General features: G+C 62.7%; 16 protein-coding genes. 6 read left to right on the top strand and 10 right to left on the bottom strand.

Annotated features, from left to right (window positions below; genetic code table 11):
• Positions 1 to 34: 34 nt before the first annotated feature.
• Positions 35 to 1666: a chaperonin GroEL gene (gene groL, locus M6D32_RS09140; RefSeq protein ID WP_298255510.1), complete on the bottom strand. Its 1632-nt coding sequence runs from the start codon at positions 1664 to 1666 to the stop codon at positions 35 to 37.
• 175 nt (positions 1667 to 1841) lie between these two features.
• Positions 1842 to 2138, bottom strand: coding sequence for a co-chaperone GroES (locus M6D32_RS09135; protein ID WP_298255508.1), 297 nt, complete (start codon positions 2136 to 2138; stop codon positions 1842 to 1844).
• A gap of 322 nt (positions 2139 to 2460) precedes the next feature.
• Here M6D32_RS09135 and M6D32_RS09130 point away from each other — a divergent pair, with 322 nt between their 5' ends.
• Complete coding sequence (locus M6D32_RS09130) at positions 2461 to 2976, top strand: hypothetical protein (RefSeq protein ID WP_298255506.1); 516 nt, start codon at positions 2461 to 2463, stop codon at positions 2974 to 2976.
• Between the two features lie 730 nt (positions 2977 to 3706).
• On the opposite strand, the gene M6D32_RS09125 is transcribed toward M6D32_RS09130, so the two are convergent.
• On the bottom strand, positions 3707 to 4480 hold the full coding sequence (locus M6D32_RS09125) for a protein phosphatase CheZ (RefSeq protein WP_298255504.1): 774 nt from the start codon (positions 4478 to 4480) through the stop codon (positions 3707 to 3709).
• A gap of 366 nt (positions 4481 to 4846) precedes the next feature.
• Between M6D32_RS09125 and M6D32_RS09120 the strand changes: the two genes are divergently transcribed.
• Positions 4847 to 5677 (top strand): L,D-transpeptidase family protein, encoded by an 831-nt coding sequence (locus M6D32_RS09120; protein ID WP_366145827.1) that lies wholly within the window; start codon positions 4847 to 4849, stop codon positions 5675 to 5677.
• 71 nt (positions 5678 to 5748) lie between these two features.
• Here the strand turns inward: M6D32_RS09120 and M6D32_RS09115 are convergent, their stop codons facing one another.
• From M6D32_RS09115 to M6D32_RS09090, 6 genes are all read right to left on the bottom strand, one after another.
• Entirely contained in the window at positions 5749 to 6600 is an 852-nt protein-coding gene (locus M6D32_RS09115; RefSeq protein WP_298255500.1) for a DUF2076 domain-containing protein, read from the bottom strand.
• 191 nt (positions 6601 to 6791) lie between these two features.
• The gene (locus tag M6D32_RS09110) at positions 6792 to 7622 is read right to left on the bottom strand and encodes a ChbG/HpnK family deacetylase (RefSeq protein ID WP_298255498.1); all 831 of its coding nucleotides are present in this window, start codon (positions 7620 to 7622) and stop codon (positions 6792 to 6794) included.
• Positions 7619 to 8665: a glycosyltransferase family 2 protein gene (locus M6D32_RS09105; protein ID WP_298255496.1), complete on the bottom strand. Its 1047-nt coding sequence runs from the start codon at positions 8663 to 8665 to the stop codon at positions 7619 to 7621. Before M6D32_RS09105 ends, M6D32_RS09110 begins: the two co-directional genes overlap by 4 nt.
• A 111-nt stretch (positions 8666 to 8776) precedes the next feature.
• Complete coding sequence (gene hisG / locus M6D32_RS09100; RefSeq protein WP_298255494.1) at positions 8777 to 9754, bottom strand: ATP phosphoribosyltransferase; 978 nt, start codon at positions 9752 to 9754, stop codon at positions 8777 to 8779.
• A complete protein-coding gene (locus tag M6D32_RS09095) occupies positions 9751 to 10914 on the bottom strand; it encodes an ATP phosphoribosyltransferase regulatory subunit (protein ID WP_298255492.1) in 1164 nt (387 codons plus the stop codon). The genes hisG and M6D32_RS09095 overlap by 4 nt, the downstream gene beginning before the upstream one ends.
• Positions 10915 to 11119: 205 nt before the next feature.
• On the bottom strand, positions 11120 to 11875 hold the full coding sequence (locus M6D32_RS09090) for a 16S rRNA (uracil(1498)-N(3))-methyltransferase (protein WP_298255490.1): 756 nt from the start codon (positions 11873 to 11875) through the stop codon (positions 11120 to 11122).
• Between the two features lie 199 nt (positions 11876 to 12074).
• Here M6D32_RS09090 and M6D32_RS09085 point away from each other — a divergent pair, with 199 nt between their 5' ends.
• Positions 12075 to 12977 (top strand): hypothetical protein, encoded by a 903-nt coding sequence (locus M6D32_RS09085; protein ID WP_298255488.1) that lies wholly within the window; start codon positions 12075 to 12077, stop codon positions 12975 to 12977.
• A 52-nt stretch (positions 12978 to 13029) separates the two neighbouring features.
• Positions 13030 to 13962 (top strand): 4-hydroxybenzoate octaprenyltransferase, encoded by a 933-nt coding sequence (gene ubiA, locus M6D32_RS09080; RefSeq protein WP_298255486.1) that lies wholly within the window; start codon positions 13030 to 13032, stop codon positions 13960 to 13962.
• Positions 13963 to 13978: 16 nt separating this feature from the next.
• On the opposite strand, the gene M6D32_RS09075 is transcribed toward ubiA, so the two are convergent.
• On the bottom strand, positions 13979 to 14503 hold the full coding sequence (locus tag M6D32_RS09075; RefSeq protein WP_298255484.1) for a DUF6101 family protein: 525 nt from the start codon (positions 14501 to 14503) through the stop codon (positions 13979 to 13981).
• A gap of 300 nt (positions 14504 to 14803) precedes the next feature.
• On the opposite strand from M6D32_RS09075, the gene M6D32_RS09070 reads away from it, so the two are divergent.
• Positions 14804 to 16201 carry a TldD/PmbA family protein gene (locus tag M6D32_RS09070; protein WP_298255628.1) on the top strand — a complete coding sequence of 466 codons (1398 nt, stop codon included), beginning with the start codon at positions 14804 to 14806 and terminating at the stop codon, positions 16199 to 16201.
• Positions 16188 to 17009: a 3'(2'),5'-bisphosphate nucleotidase CysQ gene (locus tag M6D32_RS09065; protein WP_298255482.1), complete on the top strand. Its 822-nt coding sequence runs from the start codon at positions 16188 to 16190 to the stop codon at positions 17007 to 17009. Before M6D32_RS09070 ends, M6D32_RS09065 begins: the two co-directional genes overlap by 14 nt.
• The last annotated feature ends 21 nt before the right edge of the window (positions 17010 to 17030 follow it).

Genomic DNA, 17030 nt, shown 5'->3' with positions numbered 1-17030 from the left:
CCGCTTGTGGTGCAGGGACTTCAGATCGGCGGTACTAGAAGCCCATGCCGCCGCCGTGACCGCCCGGTGCTGCCGCTGCCAGTTCCTTCGGCAGCTCCGCAACCATGGCTTCGGTCGTCACCAATAGGCCGGCGACGGACGAAGCATCTTGCAACGCGGTCCGCACCACCTTGGCGGGGTCGATGATGCCCTTGGCGACCATATCGACATACTCTTCGGTCTGGGCGTCGAAGCCGAACGTCTCCGACTTGTCCTCGAGAATCCTGCCCACAACGATCGAGCCCTCGACCCCGGCATTCTCCGAGATCTGGCGGATCGGAGCTTCCAGCGCCTTGAGCACGATGTTGATGCCGGCCTGCACATCCGAATTGTCGTTGTGGATGCGTCCGACCGCCTTCTTGGCGCGCAGCAGGGCGACGCCGCCGCCCGGCACGATGCCTTCCTGCACTGCGGCTCGCGTGGCGTTCAGCGCGTCTTCGACGCGGTCCTTCTTTTCCTTGACCTCAACCTCGGTTGCGCCGCCGACGTGGATCACCGCGACGCCGCCGGCGAGTTTGGCCAGGCGCTCCTGGAGCTTCTCGCGGTCGTAGTCGGAGGTGGTTTCCTCGATCTGGGCCTTGATCTGGTTGACGCGGCCCTCGATGTCCTTCTTCTTGCCGATACCTTTGACGATCGTGGTGTTTTCCTTGTCGATCACCACCTTGCCGGCACGGCCGAGCATGTTGACCGTGACGCTCTCGAGCTTCATGCCGAGTTCGTCGGAAATCAGCTGACCGCCGGTGAGGATCGCAATATCTTCCAGCATGGCCTTGCGGCGGTCGCCGAAGCCCGGCGCCTTGACGGCGGCTACCTTCAGGCCGCCGCGCAGGCGGTTGACGACGAGCGTCGCGAGCGCCTCGCCCTCAACGTCCTCGGCGATGATCAGAAGCGGCTTGCCCGACTGCACCACGGCTTCGAGCACCGGCAGCATCGCCTGCAGCCCGGTCAGCTTCTTCTCGTGCAGCAGCACATAGACGTCCTCGAGTTCCGCAGTCATCTTTTCGGCGTTGGTGATGAAATAGGGCGACAGATAGCCGCGGTCGAACTTCATGCCCTCGACAATGTCGACCTCGGTCTCGAGCGACTTGTTTTCCTCGACCGTGATGACGCCCTCGTTGCCGACTTTCTGCATTGCCTGCGCGATCATCTTGCCGATCGCCGCATCGCCATTGGAGGAGATGGTTCCGATCTGGGCGACTTCGGAGGAGGAGGCGACCGGTTTGGCGCGCTTCTCGATGTCCTTCACCACGGCTGTCACCGCGATCTCGATGCCTCGCCTGAGGTCCATCGGATTCATGCCGGCGGCAACAGCCTTGGCACCTTCACGCACGATCGCCTGCGCCAGCACGGTTGCGGTGGTAGTGCCGTCGCCGGCGGTATCGTTGGTCTTGGAAGCGACTTCGCGCAGCATCTGCGCACCCATGTTCTCGAACTTGTCCTCGAGCTCGATCTCCTTGGCGACGGTCACGCCGTCCTTGGTGATGCGCGGGGCGCCGAAACTCTTTTCGATGACCACGTTGCGGCCCTTGGGCCCGAGCGTCACCTTGACGGCGTTGGCGAGAACATCGACGCCGCGCAGCATGCGGTCACGCGCGTCTCCGGAGAATTTGACGTCCTTGGCAGCCATTATCCTAACTCCTCAAATCTGGAAGATTCTGTGCTTGCAGCGCCGCTCACTTCGTCATCGCCGGGGTGGGGCCCCGGCCATCCCTGATTGTTCAGGGGGTGAATGGCTGGACCCGGATCCGGAACCATGACGCTTTCAACTGCGCATCGAGGCGGGGTTACGAATGGAACCGTGCTTAGGCCAGCACGCCCATGATGTCGCTTTCCTTCATGATCAGCAGCTCTTCGCCGTCGATCTTGACCTCGGTGCCCGACCATTTGCCGAACAGGACGCGGTCGCCGGCCTTCAGGTCGATCGGGATCAACTTGCCGGATTCATCCCGGCCGCCCGGTCCCACCGCCGTGATTTCGCCCTGCGAGGGCTTTTCCTTGGCGCTGTCGGGAATGATGATGCCGCCCTTGGACTTCTGTTCAGCATCGATGCGCTTGACCACGACACGGTCGTGCAGTGGGCGAAATGTGGTTTTAGCCATGACAGTTCCTTTGGAAGCCTGGTTCGCTGGTCGATTTGCTGCCGAAATTTACCGGGAATACGGGGCGTATTCGAAAACGGCGCTGGACAGCCTATCGTCTTCTTGGCAATCGGGCACTTAGAGTGCCAATAGTGCGGCTGGGATATGGCCTGGCAATCATCCTGTCAAGCAAACGAGGTTAATGCCTTGGTGAGGCTCATATAGGATGCTTTGGGAAACCACATGGTCGCGTCGGCGTACTTTGCAGGACGTCGTTGCTAGGTCACGGTTTTTGCGGTTGGCTGCCGGACGAATGCTGCCGCGGATTTGCTTGGGGGAGAACATGATCGGTTCAGGTGGCGCGCGGACGTCTGCCAATCTGGGTATGGCCGCGATGCTGGCGGTCTTTCTCGGGGCGTGCAGCAGCATGAGCCTGCCGTCTTTCTCGTCATCCCCGCCGCCCGCGGCGGAGCCGGCGCCGATACCGGAAATGCCGGCTTCGATCCGTGCCGACGAACTCGTGGGCAAATGGGGACTGGCCTCGTATCAGAACCCCAATGATCGCGCACGCACCGAAGTGGCGGCAAAGGCGCAATGCAAGCAGCCTTACGTGATCGGCGCCGGTGCCGCTGGCGGCGTGATCATGCATCTGGCCGATCAGGCGACGCCGCAGGAATTGCGGCTGAAAGGCAGTCCGAGCGGCAAGAACTACATCGGTCCGGCAGGCCCGCCGGGCGGCGATCTGGACCGGGAGATCGTGTCCTTCGATGGCAGGGTCCTGATCACCCGCTTCATCGACAAGGATGCGGCAACCCGTTACGGCAACATGGTCTATGTCCGCTGCGGGCCGCGGGCTTGAGCCCGATCTCCGTCCCCGAAAGCAAAAAAACGCCGGCTTGAAGCCGGCGTTTTCCTTTTTGGTGCGCCAGGCATGGCGCGGAGCGCCGTGACTGGCGCGATTTGACCGGCGTGGTGTCCGGTCGGTGACTTGGAGGTGAGAGTCCTCTACGGACCCTGGTGATGGGAACCGTTAGCCGAACAGCAAGGGCGTCGTCGCGAGGCGGGGTCTGAAGGAAGCTGTAAGCAAAGTGCCGGCTCGACGAACAGCCAGCGCATAAGAGGCGTCCGCATCCGGGCGAGGGAGCCAAAATGCCCGAAGCCCGATATCACCCGGAGGGTGCGGCCGTAGATGCGACGAGTGTATGGCACGAAGGTCACGCGTCTTACCCTGGGAGCTCTGTCGTCCTGCCCCCGGCAACGGGTGTGCTACCGGCGCCGCAAGGCGTCGGGACGGGGCGGCAGAAGTCAGCAGAAGCCGTAGTAGTCGGACCAACCGATGAAGGGCTGAACTTGTCGGAGAAGCTGGGACCGCTTTTCTGATCGCCTTGAGCAGATGCCGCGCGAGCGGGCTTAGATCCGAGGTAGCGGACGGAATCCGCGAGATACGATCAAAGCGCTTTGAGGGTGACAGGCACTGCGGGCCGCAGAGCGGACACGACAGGAACCGCCGTATACGGGACCGTACGTTCGGTGGTGTGGGAGGGGGACGCCGCAAGGCGTCCTCCTACCCGATCCTGAGGAAATATCGGTCAGTCGAACAGGGCGTCGATATCGTCCTGTGAGGCGTGGCCGACATCGCCTTCAAGCCTCGGGCCGTTCAAAAGCTTGGCGTCGCCCTCGCGGGTGTCGACGATCGCCGGCGCATGCGCCTTGATGGCGTCGACGCCGCCCCAGATGTCCATCATGACGGTGATGTGATTTTCGATGAACTTCATCGTGTTCATCACCTTCTTGATGCGCTGGCCGGTCAGGTCCTGGAAATTGCACGCCTCGAAGATGGAAACGACGCGTTCCTGGATTTCCTCGCTGAGCAGCTTCTGCTGGTCGGGCGAGGTGATCTTGCTCAAGGCGGTTGCCGAATTGTCGATCGATTCGGCGGCTTCCAGGATCTGCTGGGTGGCTTCTTCGGTCCCGCCGACCACGGCGCCGAGTTCGCCATTGACCTTGGCCATCTCCTCGCCGTTGAAGCTCTTGCCGTGCAGGACGGCGATTTCGCGCTTGGTGCGGGTAATGGCGTCATAGATCAGGTCGAGCTCGACCTTGAGCTTCTCGCATTGCTCGATCTGCGCGCGATAGGTTTCGAGCAGCGCATGCGCGTCCGCAACTTCGCGCGCCGCAGCTTCGCCGATTGCCTCGGTCGTCGCGCCAATGGGGCGCGAGATAGCCATCTGAGCCTTGATGGCGCGCAGTTCGTTCATGATTTCATGGTGCATGGGGCCAACTTCGGTTTCAACCTCCGGCGGCATCTGAATGTCTCCGGAGAAAGCTTCTTCGATACGAAAACGTCTACGATGAACCGGCATGAGAATATCCCTGACCCCTTCACTCCGCTGTGCTTTAAAGCAGACCGAATTTAACACGAGGTTCACGCCGGAACCGGCGCTGCAATCAGCGCGCACGTCCGCACACCGACGATTAACCATCCGCGCTGCCCGTTCACTGAAAATAAACGCTAGCGACAAAACCGCGCCGACCTGACGACGTGGTGAATCGAAAAGGTGATTCTGTTTACCAAACCGATGCGGTTTTCGCTTTTAGCTGATCGCGTGCAAAGCGCGTCGCTCCGGCGCCCACGACGAAACTAGAGCTCCTTTGATTCCGAAGTTCGCATCGGAGGGGCCGCAATAGCTTGCGAACTTCGGAATCAGAGCTCTAGTATGAGTACGTCGATGAAGAGAATGTATCTTGCGCTGCTCGCCAGTGCTTGCTGGCTCGGCCTCGGATTTCCGCATGCCGCCGCAAATGAAGCCGAGTTCGTCACAGATCCGGTGGTGCTCCATCCCGATCAATCCGCAGCGCCGCCGGCTCCCGCGCCGGTGCGCCTCGCATCCGCCGATCGTCCCAATATGGGAGGCGGCTTCATCGAGTTCCTGTTCGGCGACAGACAAGGACAGGACTATCAGGAAGGCCAGCCCTATCGCCAGCAGCCGGCCTATCAGCCGCTGCCTTCATATCAGCAGCCTTCATACCGGCAGCCGATGGTTTACCAGGCGCCGATGATGCCACCGCAAGCGATGGGCCAGCCGATGATGGGAGAGCCGGCGCGGCCGGCCTTCGACCCGAAATACGAGAAGCAGCTCGTCGAGTACGACGGCAAGGAGCACGCCGGCACGATCGTCATCGATACGCCGAACAAGTTCCTTTATCTGGTCGAGGGCAATGGCAAGGCGCTGCGTTATGGCATCGGCGTTGGCCGGCCCGGTTTCGCCTGGTCAGGTATCAAGACGATTTCCGCGAAGAAAGAATGGCCGGACTGGACGCCGCCCGCTGAAATGTTGCAGCGCCGGCCGGACTTGCCGCGGCACATGGAAGGCGGACCGCAAAATCCGCTCGGGGCGCGCGCCATGTATCTCGGATCGACGCTCTATCGCATCCACGGCTCGAACGAGCCCTGGACGATCGGCACCAACGTGTCCTCGGGCTGCATCCGGATGCGCAACGAGGACGTGATCGACCTCTATGGCCGCGTCAACGTCGGCACCAAGGTCGTCGTCATCTGATCAACCCGGTCGCGCGAAATAAAACGGCCGCTGCTAACAGAGCGGCCGTTTTTCATTTGCCTGAGAACCTTTCAAGCGAAGTCGCTGTCGTTATCGCTGTCGTTATCGCTATCGTTGTCGAAGTTGTCGGCGTCCATGTCGTCGCGGTCGTCGTCTGACGCTGTATCGTATAGCCCGTCGCGCGAATTGTCGTCGTCACGATCCTGAGCGAGATCCTGGGCACGATCCTGTGCGGCGAGATCTTGCGAGCCGATATTGTTGATGCCGGCGTCGCGTGCGAGGTCACTGCGGGATTGGTCGCTCCACGGGCTCCGATCGCTAGTGGCCGCGGTCTCGCCGAAAGCCTGGCGATTGCCGCCCATCATGCCGCGAAAGCTGTTGAGCAGAAGCGATCCGCCGACCATGCCCGCGGCGGCAGCCGCGGCGGTTCCCAGAAATGAGCCACCGCCACCGCCCATCATTCCGCCGCCCATCGTTCCGCCACCCATCGGCGCCTGTGGTCCGCCATAGGGCTGGCCATAGTTGCGTTCATCGTTGCGCCCTGTCTGCTGCAAAACCTGGCCGCTGTTCCAGACTGGACGGCTGCCGGCTTCGGGCGGTCGAACGTTCGGGACGGAACCTTGCGATTGACCGCCCTGTGATTGACCCTGCCCGAACAGCGCACCGCGCATGGTATCGAGAAAGCCGCCGCCTTGAGTTTGCTGAGGTGCGCTTTGATTTTCCAACTCCTCGATGCGGTGGTGAGCCTGCTTGAGCGCCTCGTCCTGTACCAATACCGTCTGCACCAGCGGGTAGATCGCGTTCGGTGCGTTCCGCAAACCCTGGGCGATCGCAGCGGTCGCATCGGAATCGCGCGGCGCACCCTCCATCTTCGACAACCGTTCGAAAAGGTCGTCAACCAATTGGCGTTCTTGCGGCGTCATCTGGCCTCTCCCTCGCTTTCAAAGCCTGTCTTGGCATGTAAGCGGGGTTCATGTCGCAGGTAGTGCGGGCGGAAATTAAATTTACGTAGGGCAGTGGGCGGTCGTCATTTCGCCTGTAAATCCTTGATCGGACCCCGAAAAATTTGCCGGCAGGGTTGCCGCGTTGACGCCAACGATATGCGGTCGGGCGTTCAGCCAAGCGTGAGTTCGTTCGCCGCCAGCAAAGGCATGAACTGTTCGCTGCCCAGGAATTCATATTCGCGCTCGCGCTGGAAGGTGAACGGATCGAGGCTGATCAGTACATCGTCCACGATGCCCGGATGACACATGACAACGCCTCCCTCCGGCATTCCCTGAACGAATTGTCCCAGCAAGGCGCCGAATTCCGTCTGCTTCGAAAAATCGTAGGCGCCGGCAAAGGCGGGATTGAAGGAGAGTCCGGCGCGCGCCGCGCGCTTGCGGAATTGTGCGCTGAGCGCGTCGAGCACCAGCGACTTCGGCGAGCCGAGGCGTCGGGTCAATGGCCGGTCGCGGCCGCATTGGCGAACCCACGCGCCTGGCGCTGCTGCCTTCGCCGCCGCCAGGAAAGCCTGACGCACGCCCGGAAAGAGATGGACGTGCTGATGGCTGTCGACATAGTCCGGCGCGCGGCCAAACAAGTCGGCAAAGGCCTCGATCTGCACGGTCACTTCGGTATGGACGAGCTCAAAATCGAGCCTTCCCGTGATGCCTCGGCGAAACAGCGTAGGGTGCGGCAAAAACAAGCCGCCCTCGAGCGGCCTGAAATGCATCGTCAACGGGCGAAACGGCGCGGTGAGAGTGACATGCAGGCCGATGGCGCAGCCTCGATTGGATCTGGCGGAAGCGACGAGTGCGTTCACGTCGTCACGGCCGATCGCCGACCCCACCACCATGACGGACGTGGCGTTGAGACGGCCCTTCTCGATCAGATCGCGAATGGCGCGATTGACGCCGGGGCTGATGCCGTAGTCGTCGGCGCACAACCAGATGCGTCGGCTCATTCCGCCGCCGTCCTTTGATCGGCTTCGTTATCCGTGCGCGCATCGGTGCGCTTCTCGGAATGTTCGGCAACGAAATAGATCGGGCGCGCCTTCAGTTCGGAAAGGATCTTGCCGATATATTCTCCGACGATGCCGATCATGATCAACTGTACACCGCCGATCGTCATCAGGCCTACGATCAGCGAGGGATAGCCGGGAACCGACTTTCCATCCACCCACGTTTCCCAGAGGATCGACAGGCCGAACAGGAAGGCCACGGACGCCAGCAGCACGCCGAGCAGGCTCGCGAAGCGAAGCGGTGCGACCGAGAACGAGGTCAACCCTTCGATCGAAAGCCCGACCAGCCGTCCGGCGCTGAATGTCGTGATGCCGTGCGCGCGTGCGGCCGGTTCATAGTCGACGCGAATCTGGCGAAAGCCGATCCAGCTTGCCAGACCTTTGAAGAAGCGGTTGCGCTCCGGCAATTGCCGTAGCGCGGCGGCGGCCCGTGGCGACAGCAGGCGGAAGTCGCCGGCGTCTTCCGGGATCTTCTGCCGGGCGCCCCAATTGATCAGGGCGTAGAAGCCGCGCACGGACAATCGCCGCAGCAGGGATTCATTGTCGCGGTGCGCCTTCGCCGTATAGACGACGTCGTAGCCGTCATCGATCCAGTGGCTGACCAGCTTTTCGACCAGGTCCGGCGGGTGCTGGCCGTCGCCGTCCATGAACAGAACCGCGCCCTGCCGTGCATGGTCGAGGCCCGCCATCAGCGCTGCTTCCTTGCCGAAATTGCGCGACAGCGAGACGACCTGAACGTCGATGCAATCCGCCTTCAGTCCGCGTGCGACGATGAGTGTCGCGTCGGAACTGCCGTCATCGACATAGACGACTTCGCAGCGCAGCCGATAGCGATGGTCGAGGCCTTTTGCGAGACCGCAAAGCCGCTGATGCAGCGAGGCGAGGCCGGTCGCCTCGTTGTACACCGGTACGACGATCGACAGGCCGCGCGCCGCAGCCGTCGCGGCGGTCGTCGACAGGCTCGATACGTCTGTGCCCAGTGTCATCGATCGGTTTCCAGTCTCAGCACCGGCGAGTACCCATTTCGCCCGACAACCCGCCTTGGCGCACCATATGGCAATCGCGCTGGAATGTCGCCACGGGAAGGTACCTGCGATTTATTGTCTGAGGAACGCCTCGAGCCGGGCGAACAGGGGATTTTCGCGGTCGAGCACATAATCGAGGGAAGCCACCGAAACCGTGTCGGCCCCGTGATTGCGCAGGAAGCTGCCAAGTGCGTAGAGCTGCGCCGGCGGACAGTGCAGGGTCACCATTCCGGACGACGTTGGTCCGCCGAACGGCAACGCCACGCCGAAGCGCTCCTGGGCTTCGGCCAGCAACGCCGCGTTGCAGGCGGTAAAGCGGGTGCGGACCTCGCGGTATTGGCTCGCCCGCGCGCGGGCGGCAATGTGGTCGAGTATGACGCGCGCTGTTTCCCGTGCTTCGCTCGACCAGTCGGCCTCGCGCGAGGCGACGAGATTGGCGTGGCTCTTCAGGATCACGCCGTCGTCGAGCACCTTCAGACCGTTGGCAGCCAGCGTCGCGCCGGTCGTGGTGATATCGACGATCATTTCCGCTGTGCCCGCGGCGGGCGCGCCTTCGGTCGCGCCGGCGCTCTCGACGATGCGGTAGTCGACGATGCCATGGGAAGCGAAGAATGCGCGGGTCAGGTTGATGTATTTGGTCGCGACCCGCATCCGCCGGTTATGCTGTTCGCGAAAGCCCGACGTGACGTCGTCTAGATCGGCCATGGTCCGCACGTCGATCCATGCCTGCGGGACCGCTACTACGACGTTGGCGCTGCCGAAGCCGAGGCTGTCGATCAGAAGCACGCGCTTGTCGGCATCGACAATGCTCTCGCGCACGAGATCTTCGCCGGTAATGCCGAGATGCACCGCACCGCGCGCCAGTTGCGAGGCAATCTCGCCGGCCGACAGATAGGCAATCTCGACATTGTCGAGGCCCATGATGGTGCCGCGATATTCGCGGGCGCCGCGCGGCTTCGCCAAGGCCAGCCCGGCGCGGGTGAAGAAGGCTTCGGCGTTTTCCTGCAACCGGCCCTTCGAGGGAACGGCGAGAACGAAGGGCGTGGTCACGACGGCCTCCCGGAGGCGGCGGGGGTGCCGAGTTTGGCGAAGGCCTCGACCCACACCGAAAATCCAACCGCCGGAATGGCGGCGGCCGAACCGAGTCGCTGCAACAGCCCGTCATATCTGCCGCCGGCGACCAACGGTTCGACGCCATCGCCCTTGGCGTGAAGCTCGAATTCGAAGCCGGTGTAATAATCAAGCCCGCGTCCGAATGCGGTCGAGAAGCGCATTTTCGCGACGTCGATGCCACGCCCGACCATGAAGCCGACGCGGCTGTCGAGTGCATCGACGGCCGCATCGATATCTAGCTTGCAGTCATTTGCCAGCGCGCGCAGTTGGGCGACCGCATCGCGCGGGTCACCGGCGACGGCAAGAAAGCGTTTGATGATGGCAAGCGCATCGCGCGGCAGCGCGCCCGCCTTCAAAGTCGACTGCTCGAGAAAGCGGTCGGCGATTTCGGCAACGGTGCGGCCGCCAACATTGCTGGTGCCGGCGATCGACATCAGGTCGGTCACCAGCGCCAGCGCCGCCTTGCGATCGGAGCCGGCAAGCGCGGCGAGCACGCCCTCATACTCGTTGGGGGGTGCGGCGCTTGCGAGCGCGAGCCGTTCGATGTCCTGTTCGAGGCTGATCTTGCGGTTGAAATCCTTGATCAGCCGCCGGCGCCATACCGGATAAAGACCGAGCGCATCGATGAGGGACGTGAAGAGGGCGACATCGCCGGCGCGGATCTCGACCTCGTTCAGGCCAAAAGCCTGTGCTGCCTGCAAGGCCAGCGCCAGCATTTCGGCATCCGCTGCCGGGCGATCGGCCCGTCCGAACGATTCGATGCCGGCCTGCAGGAACTCGCTGGGCGCTCCGCTGCGATAGCGAAACACCGGGCCGAGATAGCTAAATCCCGCAGGCTGTCCGGCGCGGCCTGAGGAGAGGTATTCGCGCGCCACCGGGATTGTCAGGTCAGGGCGCAGGCACTGTTCTTCGCCGGTGGCGTCGGTCGTGAGGTAAAGGCTCTTGCGGATATCTTCGCCGGAAAGGTCAAGAAAAGGCTCGGCTGGCTGCAGGACGGCAGGTTCGGCCAGGGCGTAGCCGGCTTCCGCAAATGACCGTAGCAGTGCTTCCGCCCATGCGGCGGACCCGGTCGCACGAGGGGCGGCGGTCGCGATCATCTTGCAGTCCAAATCTCTTGAAAGCGGGTTCGCAAGACCGAAATACACCTAAGTCGTTGAATCAAAGTAATTTTACTGACTTGACGCTTTTCGGCCCGATGTCCGGCCCCAAGGCGCTGGCGCAGCCTTTAGCATGGCGCAACCAAGGTTTCGACCATGATCGGCCAAGTGTCTTAACGACCAAGTGTCTTAACGATCGGATGTCCTATCGGGCAGCATCGGCGGTCCAATCGCCGAGTGCGGCCTGGACCAGCGCCAGCGCCGCGACGCCCGCGGTATCGGCCCGCAAGATCCGCGGACCCAGCGACAGCCGCAACGTGTTCGGCTGGCGCAGCAAGGCGGCGCGCTCCTCCTCGGCAAATCCGCCCTCCGGTCCGATCAGGATATCGATGCCTCCGGGCGGTCTTTCGCGCGCCAACGCACTCAATGGATTGGCGACGTCGGCCGCTTCGTCGCAAAAGACAAGTAGCCGCTCTGCCTTTCGGCGCGCCAGAAACCGGTCAAAGGTGACCGGTTCCGCAACCTCGGCGATGGCGAGAATACCGCATTGCTCGGCTGCCTCGATGACATTGGCCCGCATCCGTTCGCTGTTGACCCGGGAGACCTGGGTGAAACGAGTCATCACCGGCTGCAGGGACGAGACGCCCATCTCGACAGCCTTTTGCACGATATAATCGAGGCGCGCGTGCTTCAGCGGCGCGAACACGTAAGCGAATTCGCCGAGGCGATCTTGCGGCCGGGTTCTGCCTTCGACTTGCAGGCCGTCAGGCCGCTTGCGACCGGTGATCGAAGCTTGCCATTCGCCGTCGCGCCCATTGAAGACGAGAATGCCGTCGCCGGCCGAAAGCCTCAGCACGTTGCCGAGATAGTTGCTCTGGTCCCTCGCGAGCGTCACGGTGGCGCCGCTTTCGAGGGGCGCGTCCACGAACAGCCGAGGTTTGCGGAAATCATGCGAGGGCATTACCGATCGGGGTCCTTTCGGCGGGCTTTTTAGCCCAAAAGGATGAGAAATTGCGTGATTATTCCCGGTTTGGGGGCGGCGTTGCGCCGCGCTCTTGCCCTATTCAACGGGTTGTTAACCACTGGCAGCAATCGTAAAATGCCGACAATGGAGTCGCTCTCCTGTCGGGAAAGTGTTCGGGCCTGAGGGAACAGCATTGATGATCCGCCAGTTGATCGCGCCATTAGTGTCCACTTTCCGAAGCTCGCACGTCCCCTCTGCAAGACCTTTTTGCGAACTTCGGAAAGTCATGGGCACTAACAAGTTGACGATTCCAGCACCGCTTCTCGATCTGAAATCCGTGAAGAGAACTCGCCGCCTGTGGCGCAGGGACCTCGGATCGGCGGTGCTAGCCGTGGTGGCCGTTGTAACGTTTCAAGCAGGGCAGGCTTCGGCACAGGGCGCGTTTCCTGCGCCGCTGCCGGGCCAGGCGGGCACCCTCAACGATCCAGCGTTCCCGCCCGTGAATGGGGCCGGGAAAAAAGCAGGAACGGTCAATGATCCTGCCTTCCCGCCGGTGAACGGCGGCGGGGCACACTCTCTCGGCAATTCGCCGATGCCGTCCTCCTCTTTCGGCAACGTACCGGCGCCTGCTTTTTTTCCGGGACCCGGCGGGGCGTCAACCTTTGCAGCACCTCCGACGCAATCGGGAGCAGTCGATAACTGCATGAAGCAATTCATGCCGATGCGCGAAGAAGCGGAAAGGCGCGGTAAGCTTCTCAGGGCGGCCAGCGACAAGCACGCCGGTCCTGATGTGGCGTGCAAGCTGATGACCAGCTTCATCCAGGCCGAGGTCAAAATGATGAAATTCGTCGAGACCAACGCCGCACGATGCGAGATCCCGCCACAGATCAGCCAGCAGCTCAAGACCGGCCACAAGCGTAGCGAGGATATGCTGACGAAGATATGCAACGCCGCTGCCAATATGAAAAGCCAGGGTTCCGCCGGTCCAAGCCTGTCGGATGTGCTGGGTTCTGCTGCGTCGATTCCGGAGGCGAACGCCACCAAGAAAAGCGGCGGCACGACGTTCGACACGCTGAGCGGCAATGCGCTCACGCGATGACGCGTGTCGTTGACCTGAACGGAATATCCGACACAGCAGGCGCCGGGGCGTTATGATTGAGGCTGCGGCGCGCGTTGCGGACGCGACCGGCAATTGGGTCGATACGCGTGCGCCGTTGTGGTCTCGGCCCTATCTGAGGCTTGCCCGCCTCGACCGTCCGATCGGTTCCTGGCTGTTGTTGCTGCCGTGCTGGTGGTCGGCCGCGATCGCGTCAGCGCTGGCACACGACGTCAGGCGATTGCCGATCGTGATCGCTTTGTTTCTTGTTGGCGCGTTTGCCATGCGTGGCGCCGGCTGCACCTGGAATGACATCACCGATCGCGATCTCGACGCCAAGGTCGAGCGCACGCGATCGCGCCCGATCCCGGCCGGCCAGGTGAGCGTGCGACAGGCCCTCGTGTTTTTGGTCGCGCAAGCCGTGGTAGGCCTTGTTGTACTACTTCAGTTCAACCGCTTCGCGATCGCAGCCGGTATCGCTTCGCTGGCCATCGTTGCGGTCTATCCGTTCATGAAGCGCATCACCTGGTGGCCGCAGGTCGTGCTGGGGCTTGCCTTCTCGTGGGGCGCCTTGATGGGATTTGCGGTCCTGCTCGGAAGCATCGGGCTGCCGGCGCTTGTACTTTACGCCGGATCGATCGCCTGGGTGATCGGCTATGACACCATCTACGCGCATCAGGACACAGAGGACGATGCGCTGATCGGCGTCAAATCGACCGCGCGGTTGTTCGGCGCCCGCACGCATCGGGCGCTGATCGTGTTTTACGGTCTGGCCGCGATCCTGATCGGTGTAGCGATCAGGATCGCCGGCATCGGTCCGGCTGGATGGATCGGCCTTGCAGCGTTCGCGATCCATCTTGGCTGGCAGATCGCGCGGCTCGATATCAGCGACCCCGCGCTTTGCCTGCGCGTCTTCAAATCCAACCGCGACGCAGGGCTGTTGCTGTTCGCCGGGCTATTGGTGGATGCGCTGATGAGGGCCGGCTAAACCGGCCGGCCCACGATCAGTTGCGGGCGATGATCTCGCGTTCGCGGCGATGGACATTGGCAGTGTCGATCGCGCCGCCGCCGCGCCGTCGCACCAGGAATTTCGGACGCCGTGCGCGGATCGCGTTGCGCCGCCGCCGCCGTGGCGCCGGCTCGCCTGGCGCTTCCTCAAAGAGTTGCGGCAGCGCGAAGATGTCGCTCCATGTCTGCCAGGCGGATGCAAGCTCGTCGGGATCTGAACTGACGCAAAGCGGGATCGTCAGAGATGGGTCGCGGTGCAGCAGCACCAGCGTCTGGACGTCGTCGACGCCACGCAGCGCAATGCCGCGGAAATCGCTGACACGAAGGTTGATGGCCATCCGCATGCCCTGGACGGCACGCCGCAGCACGACACGCTCGCGGTGAAGCTCGACACGACGCACGCCGTTGTCGGCGCGAACGTCCTGCGCATCGAAGCTCACGGGCAAAGAGAGAGGGTCGAGCCGCAATGCGCGGCTCGACCCTGCGGGATTGATCCCGCTTGTTGCTGTTTGACGCCTCACGGCTTTGTCTCCCCGCCGGGATTATGTCCCCGGTCGTTACGTGAGAGCATGCCAGAGCGGCGTCCGGATTCGCTTAAAAAGGCTGGTTAATCCGCCGTCACCGGGTCTCCATCGATCCGCATGATTGACAACACCTTGGCCCGCATGATTGACGGGACCTTGCCATGCTGCCGAAATTCCTATGTTTCGGCAGCGTGAAAATGCTTGAAATCCAACTGAATCAGGCACATTTCATGCGGTCAGTGATCTGTTTCGACCGCCGTTCGCCCCTTCCGTAAATCTGCGGGATTTTTATTCGTGATCTCTTCACCATCGGGCGCATCTGCGCTTTCGGCTGACGCCGCCACCGCCAAGCTTTTCGATCAATCCGCGCTGACGACGTTGGCCCAACGCCTCGTCGAAGCCGCCCGGCAAGCCGGCGCCGACGCCGCCGACGCGGTTGCCGTGCGTGGCATCGCGCACGGGGTCGAAGTGCGCGACGGCCGCGTCGAGGAGTCCGAGCGTTCGGAGGGCGACGACGTCGGTCTGCGTGTGCTGGTCGGCAAGCGCCAGGCCGTGGTCTCGACCAACGATATCCGCGGCGACGGCGTAGCACGCCTCGCCGAGCGGGCGGTAGCGATGGCGCGCGTGGCACCGAATGACGAATATGTCGGCCTTGCCGATCCCTCGTTGCTTACAAGCGAGTTCCCCGATCTCGATTTGCTCGATCCGCACGTTCCGACAACCGCCGAACTCGAGCGCCGCGCCTGTGAGGCGGAGGCGGCTGCGCTTGCGGTCAAGGGCGTCACTAAATCAGGCGGCGCGTCGGCGTCGACCGGGATCGGCGGCATGGTACTCGTGACCAGCACCGGCTTTCACGGCGCTTATTTGCGCTCGAGCCAGGGCATCTCTGTGACCGCCATCTCCGGTGAGGGCACCGCGATGGAGCGCGACTACGATTTCACTTCCGCCCCGCATGCTGAAGATCTCGACACACCCGAAAGCGTCGGCCGCCTCGCCGGCGAGCGCACGGTCGCACGCGCCAATCCGCGCAAGGTCGAAACCTGCAAGGTGCCGGTGGTGTTCGATCCGCGCGTGTCGGGCTCGCTGGTCGGCCATCTGGTGGGGGCGATTAACGGCGCCTCGATTGCGCGCAAGACAAGCTTCCTGAAGGATCGCCTCGGCGAGCAGCTCTTTGCCAGCAACATCCGCATTATTGACGATCCGCTGCGCCGTCGCGGCTTGCGCTCGCAGCCGTTCGATGCCGAGGGCGTCCGCGTCAAGAAGCTCGCGCTCGTCGATCAAGGCGTCCTGACCTCATGGATTCTGGACTGTGCGACCGCGCGCGAACTGAAGCTCACGACGACCGGCCACGCCCATCGCGGTGTGTCGTCGTCGCCGTCGCCGGGATCGTACAATCTGCACCTTGAAGCCGGCGCGGTGACGCCGGAGGAACTGATCTCCGACATTCGTCAGGGTTTTTACGTCACCGACCTGATTGGTTCAGGCGTCAACGGCGTGACCGGTGACTACAGCCGCGGCGCATCCGGCTTCTGGATCGAAAACGGCAAAATCACCTACCCCGTCAGTGAGGTCACCATCGCTGGCCACCTGCTCGACATCTTCAAGTCGCTGGTGCCGGCGAACGATCTGGTGTTTCGCTATGGCGTCAACGCGCCGACGCTGCGGATCGAGGGATTGACCCTTGGCGGACGGTGACGCCGGGACCAATGCCGGCCCGGCAAATCCTGCGCGCGACGCTGCGCTTCTGACCGACACGGTGCGCGAAGCCGGCGCGCTGGCGTTGTCGCTGTTCCGGACCGAGCTGAAGAACTGGATCAAGGGAACATCGTCGCCGGTGTCGGAAGCCGATATCGCGGTCAACGAGCTGATTGCCCGCAGACTGAGGCCGGCGACCCCGGACTACGGCTGGTTGTCCGAGGAAAGCGCCGACGACCAGTCACGTGTCGGCAAGCGCCTGGTCTGGATTGTCGATCCGATCGACGGCACCCGTGCCTATCTTGCCGGCCGCGAGGACTGGTGCATCAGCGTCGCGCTCGTTGAAGACGCGCAGCCGGTGATTGCGGCGGTGTTCGCACCCGCGAGCGATGAATTCTTTTTCGCGCAAGCCGGGCGCGGATCACGGCTCAATGGCGCCGCCATCCAAGCGACATCCGGCACTGGACTTGATTTTTCCCGCATGGCCGGTCCGAAGCCGCTGGTGGAGCGGCTTAATCGTTCCGACGGTGAAATTTCGCTGCATCCGCGGATCGGATCGCTGGCGCTCCGCCTGTGCCGGGTCGCCGACGGGAAGCTGGATGCCGCGTTTGCAGGCGGTCAAAGCCGCGATTGGGACCTTGCGGCGGCAAATTTGATCGTGCAGGAAGCGAATGGTAGCATGACTGCGCTGTCGGGGGACACCATCCTGTATAATCGCCGCGAGGTGACGCACGGGATCCTGGTGGCGGCGGGGCGCGATCGTCATGCAAGCATTGTCGAGCAGTTTCGAAGCCATCCCTTGCCGTGAGGGATGCCTGACACGTTTGGA

It is taken from the genome of Bradyrhizobium sp., assembly GCF_027307225.1.
Taxonomy (GTDB): Bacteria; Pseudomonadota; Alphaproteobacteria; order Rhizobiales; family Xanthobacteraceae; genus Bradyrhizobium.
The sequence above is the reverse complement of the archived record's forward strand: the minus strand, read 5'-3'. Positions and strand labels throughout refer to the sequence as shown.

What these genes read in the sequence shown, in the direction of transcription:
- M6D32_RS09105 (WP_298255496.1), bottom strand. Translation starts at nt 8,665, where the DNA reads ATGACACTGGGCACAGACGTATCGAGCCTGTCGACGACCGCCGCGACG.
- M6D32_RS09125 (WP_298255504.1), bottom strand. Translation starts at nt 4,480, where the DNA reads ATGCCGGTTCATCGTAGACGTTTTCGTATCGAAGAAGCTTTCTCCGGA.
- M6D32_RS09115 (WP_298255500.1), bottom strand. Translation starts at nt 6,600, where the DNA reads ATGACGCCGCAAGAACGCCAATTGGTTGACGACCTTTTCGAACGGTTG.
- M6D32_RS09095 (WP_298255492.1), bottom strand. Translation starts at nt 10,914, where the DNA reads ATGATCGCGACCGCCGCCCCTCGTGCGACCGGGTCCGCCGCATGGGCG.
- M6D32_RS09130 (WP_298255506.1), top strand. Translation starts at nt 2,461, where the DNA reads ATGATCGGTTCAGGTGGCGCGCGGACGTCTGCCAATCTGGGTATGGCC.
- M6D32_RS09110 (WP_298255498.1), bottom strand. Translation starts at nt 7,622, where the DNA reads ATGAGCCGACGCATCTGGTTGTGCGCCGACGACTACGGCATCAGCCCC.
- groL (WP_298255510.1), bottom strand. Translation starts at nt 1,666, where the DNA reads ATGGCTGCCAAGGACGTCAAATTCTCCGGAGACGCGCGTGACCGCATG.
- M6D32_RS09135 (WP_298255508.1), bottom strand. Translation starts at nt 2,138, where the DNA reads ATGGCTAAAACCACATTTCGCCCACTGCACGACCGTGTCGTGGTCAAG.
- M6D32_RS09085 (WP_298255488.1), top strand. Translation starts at nt 12,075, where the DNA reads ATGATCCGCCAGTTGATCGCGCCATTAGTGTCCACTTTCCGAAGCTCG.
- ubiA (WP_298255486.1), top strand. Translation starts at nt 13,030, where the DNA reads ATGATTGAGGCTGCGGCGCGCGTTGCGGACGCGACCGGCAATTGGGTC.
- M6D32_RS09120 (WP_366145827.1), top strand. Translation starts at nt 4,847, where the DNA reads ATGAAGAGAATGTATCTTGCGCTGCTCGCCAGTGCTTGCTGGCTCGGC.
- M6D32_RS09090 (WP_298255490.1), bottom strand. Translation starts at nt 11,875, where the DNA reads ATGCCCTCGCATGATTTCCGCAAACCTCGGCTGTTCGTGGACGCGCCC.